The organism is Paracoccus sp. (in: a-proteobacteria), assembly GCF_046462195.1.
Lineage (GTDB): Bacteria > Pseudomonadota > Alphaproteobacteria > Rhodobacterales > Rhodobacteraceae > Paracoccus.
On record NZ_JBKGUN010000107.1, the window covers coordinates 1 to 8,675 of the forward strand.

The window sequence follows — 8,675 nt, forward strand, 5'->3', positions numbered from 1 at the left end:
CATCGCAGATAACAGCTTGCATCACGATCAGCTCGCCCGGTGAATCCCTTTTGTCAACACGGCCTAGCGCTCGGTCAGCTTCAGTTCGATCCTCCGGTTCTGCGCACGGGCCTCGGGACTGTTCTCCAGGTTGACGGGGCGGGTATCCGCAAAGCCCGTCGCCGCCAGCCGGTTGGCGGGAAAATCCAGATCCTCGGTCAGGAACCGCACCACCGCCAGCGCGCGGCCCTGGCTCAGTTCCCAGTTGTCGCGATACCGGCCGATGCCCGACAAGGGCAGGTTGTCGGTATGTCCGTCCACGCGGATGATCCAGTCGATCTCGGGCGGGATCTCGTCCGAAATATCAAGGAGCAGTTGCGCCACGCGGCCGATCTGTTCGCGGCCGGCCTCTGACAGGGTGGCCTCGCCCGGAGCAAACAGCACCTCGGATTGCAGGACGAAACGGTCTCCGACGACCTGGATGCCCTCGCGTCCGGAAAGGATCTGCGACAGCCGGCCAAAGAATTCGGACCGATAGCGGGCAAGATCCGCGGCCTCGCTTTCGGCAGCCAGCCTGGCCTCTTCTTCCAGCGCCAGACGGCGGCGCGTTTCCTCGGTCGCGCGCACGAGGGCCGCGTTCAGCTGCTGGCCAAGTTCGGCAACCCGCAGTTCCGCATCGGCCTGTTCCTCGCCTGCCACATCCAGAAGCGCCTGCAGGCTGCCCATCTGTGCGGTCAGCTGCGCCACCTGTTCGTTCAGCAACGCAACGCGCCGCTGGCTGTCCTCGGCCAAGTCCTCCTGCCGGGCCAGCTGATCGCGTGCGGTGGCCAGAAGGGCGGCCTGCCGCTCGGCCTCGGTCAGCTGGTTGTCGGCCTGTGCCTGCGCCTCGTCGCGCGCGGCATTCGCGGCCGCCAGAAGTGTCAGCGCTTCTTCCGCCTCCCGGCGGCGTTCTTCCAGCGCCAGCGTCATGGAGGTCAATTCGGCATCTGCGCTTTCCAGCCGCTCGCGCAGCAGGCGCGCGGCCTCGGCCTCGGCCAGTCGGGTTTCCTCGGCTTCGGTGAGCCGGGACTGGGTTTCGGCCAATTGCGCTTCGGTCTGCGAAACCTGCCCGCGCAGTTCTGCGGTCAGCGCCTCCAGCGCATCGCGACGTGCGGCGGCCAGCCGCGCGGCCTCGGCCTGTGCATCGGTTTCCGAACGTGCCGCCGCGACCGCAAGTTCGGCAGCCGAGGCACGCTGTTCCGTTTCTGACAGGGCGGTCTGAAGGCCCTCGAGACGCGACTGATCCATCGCTCGTGCCGCAAGAAGCGCCGCCACCTCGGCCTCGAAATCCGTCAAGCGTGTGCGCGCTTCGTCCAGATCCGCGCGACCCTGATCCAGCTGGACGGTCAGCCGCGCGATCAGGGCGGCACGGTCGCGTGCCTCGGCCTCGGCGGCGGCGGCGCGTTCGGACACGTCCTCCAGATTGCGGGAGAGATCCGTCTCCCGCTCCTGCGATTCGTTCAACGCCCGCCCCAGCGCTGTAACCTGCTGGCCCAGCGTGTCCAGCTGCTGTTGCTGGCGCGAGATCGTCTGGCCCTGGTCGGAGATGGTGCTGTCCTGGGTGGTGATTTCCTCGCGGAGCACGGATTGCACGACCATGAAGATAGTCAGCACAAACATCAGCACCATCAGCAGCGCCGTCATCGCATCGACGAAACCTGGCCAGATGGTCGAGGAAAAACGTTGGCCCGATGAGCCGCGCGCCAGCCGCATGTCTCAGCCCTCGTGCCGGCGCAAGGCAGGATCGGGATGCGGCCGGTCGTCGCGGAAAGGATCGCCGAAACGTGCGGCCCGGACGGCGCGGGTCAGCACCAGGATATCGGAGCGCAGTTCGGCCACCATTTCGTCCCGGCCCTCGTTCAGGTCCAGGGCCAGACGCCGCAGGGCATCCTCCATTCGGGACAGGTCCAGCACGGGGGCGGTGTCACGCGCGGTGCGGGCCTCGGCCAGCAGCTTTTCCTGCCCTTCGGCCAGACGCGTCAGCGCTTCGGCCAGCTGGTCGGCACGGCGGTCGGTTGCCGTCTGGCCGGTTTCGGCCTGCTGGACCAGCGCCTCCACGGCCTGCGCCATCACGACCACGCGCTCGTCCGCCATCAGCGCGGCCTCCTCGCGCTGGTTGTCCCGTTCAGCATGATAGTTCTGCAGGCGGTCCATCTGCGCGGCCATCTGCTCCAGGAACCCGGCCAGCGCGGCTTGATCGATGCCTTCACCCTCGGCCGAGGCGATGCTCAGGCGGGTAAAGCCCGACATCCATTCTTCCAGCTCGCGGTAGAAGCGGTTCTGTCCATGCGTCACGAACAGTTCCAGCAGGCCCACGACCAGCGAGCCCGCCAAGCCCAGCAGCGAGGATGAAAACGCTGTCGCCATGCCGCCCAGCTGCGCCTCGAGGCCCGTCATCAGTTGTTCGAAGACATCCAGACCCGTTTGCCCTTCTTGCGGAGCCAAGGCCCGGATGGTTTCGACCACCGCGGGAACAGTGGTCGCAAGACCATAGAACGTCCCAAGAAGTCCGAGGAAAATTAGAAGATTGGCAAGGTACCGGGTGATGTCGCGAATCTCGTCGATGCGGGTTGCCACCGAATCGAGGATGGAGCTTGCCGAGCTTGCCGAAATGACCCCCCCGGACGGCCCGCGCCCTCCCAGCAATGCCGCCAGCGGGGCCAGCAGGCGCGGCGCCTGATCGTCGCTGACATTGGGATTGCGCTGCGGATCGCGACGGCGCGCGGCAAAACGTTCGATCCAGCTGACCGAGCGCACCAGCTGTCCGACTTGCCAGAAGCATGCAAGAACACCGACGGCAAAGACGGTCAGGATCAGGCCGTTCAGCCATTGGTTGGCCATGAAGATCGGCAGGATGCGCGAATAGGCGAACCAGCCCCCCACCAGCACCAGGACCAGAACCGTCAGCATCAGAAGGATCTGTCGCACGGGCTGCGAAAAGCGCGGTGCTCCTGCCCCGATCAGTGCCTGGTCGCGCGTGGCTGCGATGCGCCGGTTGGACAAGGTCAGCCGCGACTGCGCCTTTGGATCGCCATTGGTCGGATCGCTCACGTAAATTCCCGTCCCTTCGATGCGTTGACGCAACTGTAGGGCGTGACCCCCCACTTGCCAAGCATTCCGAAAGGGGCGGATTCAGGCCTTTGGGGGCAGCAGGGCCCGGACAGCCCGCGACAGCGCCTCAAGCCCATCGTCCGGCATGCCGATCTGCGCCAGGTGCGACACGGTATTGAACAGATAGTCTGCATTCGGGCCGCGCCCGCCATGGGCCGTGGCAATGATGCGCGCCTGTTCGTCATCCGACAGTCCGTTCACGTATTGCCAGTGATCGGGCCGCATCACATAGGCCAGCCCCATGACCTCGCGTCCATCCTTCAGTGCCAGGGGCAGCACCGTTTCGCGATACGCGTCGGTCACCAGTTCGCGCGCCCGCAGGTCTGCCAGAACCGCGTCATGGTGCTGTTCGGGAATGCGCAGGGCAAGGCCCCGGCAGCTGGCGCCCTGCTGTGCGTCAAGGCCGAGGACCAGTCCCGGAACGGCACGTGTTCCCCGATGCTGGATCGAGCGCAGACAGAACCTGCGGGCATAGCCGGTCAGGTGGGCAGGCGCGGTCTCGGTCGGCGTGAACCCCGGGTCCCAGATCAGCGAACCATAGCCGAAGACCCATTCAATCTTGTTCATTGCTCTTCCATCCATTGTCGGAAAAGGTATGTCGCTGCGGCGACCGAGAAAAGGGTTCAGGATGCGAAAGGCTGTCATCGGCGTCATTCTGGTGACCGGATTGCTGGCAGGATCGTGGATCTTTGCCGAAAACAGGGCGGTCGAACGCGTCCGTGCGCTGATCGAGGCCGATCAGGGCATCCAGGCAACCGGCATCCGGCCATTGCGCGATCCGCGCCAACTGGGCGTGCACCTGTCTCAGCCGCAACTGAGCCGTCCGGACCTGCAACTGAGCCTGCCTTGGGCGCAGTTGTCCATGGCCCCCTTGTCGGCCACGACCGCGCGGCTGGAATTGCCAGACACGGCCAGTCTGGTTTCGGCCGGGCGTAGGCTTGAGCTGGGACAACGGTTATCCGAGGCAAGCCTGCGACTGGCCCCGCTCCACCGCCTTGCACCTGCCCGGCTGGTTCTTTCGACCCATGACCTGACGCTGAACGGCCAGCCTTTGGCAGATCGGCTGGATCTGCGTGCCGCTCTGGGGCGGCTCCAGAACGATGCCCCGCGTGCAGCCGGGGCTGCCTATGATCTGCAGCTTGATCTGCAAGGGGTGCAGCCATCGGCCTTGGCGCTGGCAGGCGTCGATACCGGACCCGTGCCGGGTCCTCTGGCGGCGCGAGGCGTCGTGCGCCTGTGGCTGGACGACGTTCCCACCGCGGATCAGCCGCGTCCCGCGATCATCGGCTGGCAGACCGAGGCGCTGACGCTGGATGCAGGGCCGGTGCAGCTGCGGGTGGCCGGGCGGTTGACACGCGGCACCGACGGCCGGGCCGAAGGGCAGCTGGCACTGTATTCCGCCGATGCGGACCAGATGTTGGAGATGGCAAGCGAGATCGGGCTGATCCCCTCTCAGGCACGGCTTCTGCTGCGTGCGGGGCTTTCGCAGCTGGGGCAGGTTCCGCCCGCAACCGATATCCCCGGGCCCGACTTTCCCGAACCCGCCCCCGGAGAGTTGCGCCTTGCGGTCATGATGCGGGACGGTCAGTTGATGGTGGCAGGCGTCCCGGTGGGCCCTGCGCCCGTGTTCCTGCCCTGAGGCCCTAGGCCTGATCCGTCGGATGCGCACCCGGGGTGCGACCGAAGTCAGGCGCGCGGGTATCCTGGCCCGCCTCGATGATGCCGCGGCGGATGGCCCGGGTGCGGGTGAAGTAATCGTGCAGGTGCTGGCCATCGCCCATGCGGATCGCGCGCTGCAAGACGAACAGTTCTTCGGTAAAGCGGCCCAGGATGTCCAGCGTGGCATCCTTGTTGTGCAGGAATACGTCGCGCCACATGGTCGGGTCGCTGGCCGCGATGCGGGTAAAGTCGCGGAAACCGGCGGCGGAATACTGGATCACCTCTTCGTCGGTGACGCGGCGCAGGTGGTCGGCGACACCCACCATCGTATAGGCGATCAGGTGCGGCGCATGGCTGGTCACGGCCAGGACCAGGTCGTGATGGCCCGCCTCCATCCGGTCGGTCTTGGCGCCCATCGCGGTGATCAGCCGGTCCAGTCGCGCCACCGCATCGGCGTCGGCATCGGGCAGGGGGGTCAGCAGCCACCAGCGGTTGCGGAACAGCGTGGCAAATCCGGCCCGAGGTCCCGAATGCTCGGTCCCCGCAAGCGGATGGCCGGGGATGAAATGCGCCCCTTCCGGCACATGGGGGGCGACGGCATCGATCACCGATTGCTTGACGGATCCGACATCCGTGATCGTCGCACCGGGGGCCAGATGCGGCGCGATTTCGGCCATGACCTCGCCCATTGCGCCCACGGGAACGGCCAGCACGACCAGATCGGCGCCCATGACGGCCTCGGTTGCGCTGTCGCAGATGCGGTCGCAAAGGCCGATCTCCCGGGCGGTGTCACGCGTGGCCTGACTGCGGGCAAAGCCGGTGATCTCGCCTGCCAGACCTGCATCGCGCATGGCATGGGCCATCGAGCCGGCGATCAGGCCCAGGCCGATCAGGGCCACGCGTTCATAGATCATGCTCATTCGCTTCTCCGGGACGCCGTGAAGCGGCCAAGGCTGTCAAGGACACGGGTGCATCCTTCTTCGTCGCCCACGGTGATGCGCAGGGCCGCGGGCAATCCATAGCCGCCCACCCGGCGCACCAGGATGCCATCTGCCCGCAGCGCCGCATCAGCGGCGGCGGCGGTTTCAGGGCTGTCGAACCGGGCCAGAACGAAGTTCGCAAAGCTCTCGTCACAGGCGATTCCCATCTGGATCAGCGACTGCCGCATCCGGTCGCGCATCCGGGCGTTCAGGTCAATGCAACGGGCAGTGAAGGCGGTGTCGCGAATGGCGGCCTCGGCGGCGGCCATCTGGGCATTCGACAGGTTGAAGGGCTGGCGGACCCGGTTCAGCACGTCGATGATCGCGCGACTGGCATAGCCCCAGCCGATCCGCAGCCCGCCCAGCCCATGGATCTTGGAAAAGGTGCGGGTCATGATCACGTTCGGGTGGCGATCGACCAGCGATGCGCCGCCATCAAAGCCGGCAGCGAATTCCGTATAGGCCCCGTCATGGACAAACAGCACCTGCGGCGGCAACCCCTCGATCAGACGCTGCAGCTCCTCGCCCTCCAGCATGGTGCCGGTCGGGTTGGCGGGGTTTGCAATAAAGACGACGCGCGTCCTTTCGGTCACTGCCGCCAATATTGCGTCCACATCGACGCGCCGTTCGCTCTCGCGAACGGTCACCGGGGTGGCTCCAACCATATGAGCCAGGATCGGGTACATGGAAAAGCCATGTTCGGTGGTAATCACCTCGTCGCCGGGACCTGCATAGGCATGGACCACGAACTGCAGGACCTCGTCCGATCCCACGCCACAGATGATGCGGTCCGGGTCGAGGTCATGCACCGCGCCGATGGCGGTGCGCAGGGGCGCGTGATCGGTCGCGGGATAGCGATGCAGATCAGCCGCCGCCGCACGGAATGCCTCCTGCGCGGCCGGGCTGCAGCCAAGCGGATTCTCGTTCGAGGAGAGTTTCAGCACGTCATCGCGTCCTGCCAGCCGGCTTTCACCACTAACGTAAAGCGCAATATCCATGATGCCGGGCTGCACAGGTGTCTGGGTCATGAGGTTCGTCCTTTGCCTGCGCCCGTTTAATCGGGCGCAGGAGCCGAGGAAAGCCCTCAAACCGCCGCCTGCCTTTGTCAGCCAAAGATGAAATCGTTGACGCCCGGAAGGGCGGCATCAACATCGGCCGGCATGATCGAGTTGGCCCCGAAGTGGATGGCCGTGTCTGCGCCCCGGTCCTCGGTCCGGAGGTCGCCATAGCCGCCCGACCAGTCCGTGATGACGGTGCGGTCCTGCCCGTCGGCAAAGTCGGTGATCCGGTCATGTCCGCTGCCAGCCCGGAAGACGAAGCTGTCGCTGCCTGCCCCTTGGTCAGGAGGTCATCGCCCGCGTTCCCCATCAGGCGATCATCACCGGCCCCGCCGCGCAAAACGTCGGCACCCGCGCCACCTTCGAGCAAGTCATCGCTCAAGCTCCTCGTCGAGGGTATTGTTGACCCGAGCGCCGCTCAAAATGTCATTGCCGCCGCGTGCCAGGAGGGTGTCGTTGCCTGCACCGCCCTCTATGAGGTTGGCTTGGGCATTTCCTGCCAAAGCTGTCATTGCCCGCACCGCCGCGTAGATTCTTGATTCCGCTGATGGTGACCGTGCCGCCCGTGAACGACTGCGTGCCAGCAAGGGACAGGTCCACCGTCACACTCGTGCCTGTCTGCGTGTCGATGCCTGCGCCACCGCGAACTGTATCTGCGCCCATACCGGCCTCCAGCAGATCATTGCCTGCGCCGCCGTTCAGGAAACCATCGCCCAGACCACCCTTGAGGGTGTCATGTCCCGCAGCGCCGAACAGCCGGTCCTTGCCCGCTATGCCGCAGATGACGTCATCGCCGCTCAGGCCGTTCACGACGTCCCGCTGGGGCCGGTAATGTCGTCGTTCAAGGCCAGGATGGTGTTCCAGACCGACAGCCGGCTCCCGCAGTTGAATATCCCGGAAAGTCGAGGGCATTTGGCGCCGCCGACATGAGAAAGTGCGACATGGTCAAGATGGGCGCGCGGTTCTGCGTCAGGTTGAGGTCACTGACCCGGTCGCATCTGCCCATGTTAAAGGTCATCCGCAGACCGTTGCTGAAGTCCAGCCAACGTTCGCTTGGGCCAAAATCCAGATTCTATGATAGGTGGGTGCCGCCCGGCCGAAAGGACAATGAAGTTCGATGCGACCCATGGGATCATCCAAAGGGTCAGTTTCTTGAATGCTACACCGCGCTACGTATAAAGCGGGCATGACGTCCTTATAACGCAAAGCGAAAGGCCGCATCGTAAGATGCGGCCCTGGAGCATGAGAGGCGGCGAAGATCAGTTCTTCGCGTAGAATTCGACAACCAGGTTCGGTTCCATCTGCACGGCATAGGGAATGTCGCCCAAGGCCGGAGTGCGAACAAAGGTTGCGGTCATCTTGTTGTGGTCGACTTCCATGTAGTCCGGAACGTCACGCTCGGTCAGGGCGACGGCTTCCAGCACAACGGCCAGCTGGCGCGAACGCTCGCGGATCGAGATGACATCGCCTTCCTTGACGCGGTAGGACGGGATGTTCACGCGCTGACCGTTGACCTCGATATGGCCGTGGTTCACGAACTGACGGGCAGCCCAGATGGTGGCCACGAACTTGGCGCGGTAAACGATGGCGTCCAGACGGCGCTCCAGCAGACCCACCAAGTTCTCACCGGTGTCGCCCTTGACGCGCTCGGCCTCGGCATAGATGCGGCGGAACTGCTTTTCGGTCAGGTCGCCATAGTAGCCCTTGAGCTTCTGCTTGGCACGCAGCTGGGTACCGAAATCCGACAGCTTGTTCTTGCGGCGCTGGCCGTGCTGGCCGGGGCCGTATTCGCGGCGGTTGACCGGCGACTTGGCGCGGCCCCAGATGTTCTCGCCCATGCGGCGGTCGA

General features: G+C 65.2%; 10 protein-coding genes. 1 reads left to right on the top strand and 9 read right to left on the bottom strand.

Annotated features, from left to right (window positions below; translation table 11 throughout):
- Window positions 1-63: 63 nt before the first annotated feature.
- The 3 genes from ACLHHB_RS06795 to ACLHHB_RS06805 all read right to left on the bottom strand — a co-directional run bounded on the left by ACLHHB_RS06795 (window position 64) and on the right by ACLHHB_RS06805 (window position 3,696).
- Window positions 64-1,731 (bottom strand): peptidoglycan -binding protein, encoded by a 1,668-nt coding sequence (locus ACLHHB_RS06795; RefSeq protein WP_410217520.1) that lies wholly within the window; start codon window positions 1,729-1,731, stop codon window positions 64-66.
- Window positions 1,732-1,734: 3 nt separating this feature from the next.
- Window positions 1,735-2,982 (bottom strand): biopolymer transporter ExbB, encoded by a 1,248-nt coding sequence (locus ACLHHB_RS06800; RefSeq protein ID WP_410217528.1) that lies wholly within the window; start codon window positions 2,980-2,982, stop codon window positions 1,735-1,737.
- A 168-nt stretch (window positions 2,983-3,150) separates the two neighbouring features.
- Complete coding sequence (locus ACLHHB_RS06805; RefSeq protein WP_410217521.1) at window positions 3,151-3,696, bottom strand: gamma-glutamylcyclotransferase; 546 nt, start codon at window positions 3,694-3,696, stop codon at window positions 3,151-3,153.
- Window positions 3,697-3,757: 61 nt separating this feature from the next.
- On the opposite strand from ACLHHB_RS06805, the gene ACLHHB_RS06810 reads away from it, so the two are divergent.
- Window positions 3,758-4,768 (top strand): DUF2125 domain-containing protein, encoded by a 1,011-nt coding sequence (locus ACLHHB_RS06810; RefSeq protein WP_410217522.1) that lies wholly within the window; start codon window positions 3,758-3,760, stop codon window positions 4,766-4,768.
- Between the two features lie 4 nt (window positions 4,769-4,772).
- Here the strand turns inward: ACLHHB_RS06810 and ACLHHB_RS06815 are convergent, their stop codons facing one another.
- From ACLHHB_RS06815 to rpsD, 6 genes are all read right to left on the bottom strand, one after another.
- Entirely contained in the window at window positions 4,773-5,708 is a 936-nt protein-coding gene (locus tag ACLHHB_RS06815) for a prephenate/arogenate dehydrogenase family protein (protein WP_410217523.1), read from the bottom strand.
- Window positions 5,705-6,796 carry a histidinol-phosphate transaminase gene (gene hisC, locus ACLHHB_RS06820; protein ID WP_410217524.1) on the bottom strand — a complete coding sequence of 364 codons (1,092 nt, stop codon included), beginning with the start codon at window positions 6,794-6,796 and terminating at the stop codon, window positions 5,705-5,707. Before hisC ends, ACLHHB_RS06815 begins: the two co-directional genes overlap by 4 nt.
- Window positions 6,744-7,208: a hypothetical protein gene (locus ACLHHB_RS06825; protein WP_410217525.1), complete on the bottom strand. Its 465-nt coding sequence runs from the start codon at window positions 7,206-7,208 to the stop codon at window positions 6,744-6,746. The genes hisC and ACLHHB_RS06825 overlap by 53 nt, the downstream gene beginning before the upstream one ends.
- Entirely contained in the window at window positions 7,198-7,302 is a 105-nt protein-coding gene (locus tag ACLHHB_RS06830; protein ID WP_410217529.1) for a hypothetical protein, read from the bottom strand. Before ACLHHB_RS06830 ends, ACLHHB_RS06825 begins: the two co-directional genes overlap by 11 nt.
- On the bottom strand, window positions 7,253-7,738 hold the full coding sequence (locus ACLHHB_RS06835; protein ID WP_410217526.1) for a calcium-binding protein: 486 nt from the start codon (window positions 7,736-7,738) through the stop codon (window positions 7,253-7,255). The genes ACLHHB_RS06830 and ACLHHB_RS06835 overlap by 50 nt, the downstream gene beginning before the upstream one ends.
- A gap of 347 nt (window positions 7,739-8,085) precedes the next feature.
- On the bottom strand, window positions 8,086-8,675 hold a 590-nt coding region (gene rpsD, locus ACLHHB_RS06840; RefSeq protein ID WP_410217527.1), incomplete at its 5' end, for a 30S ribosomal protein S4.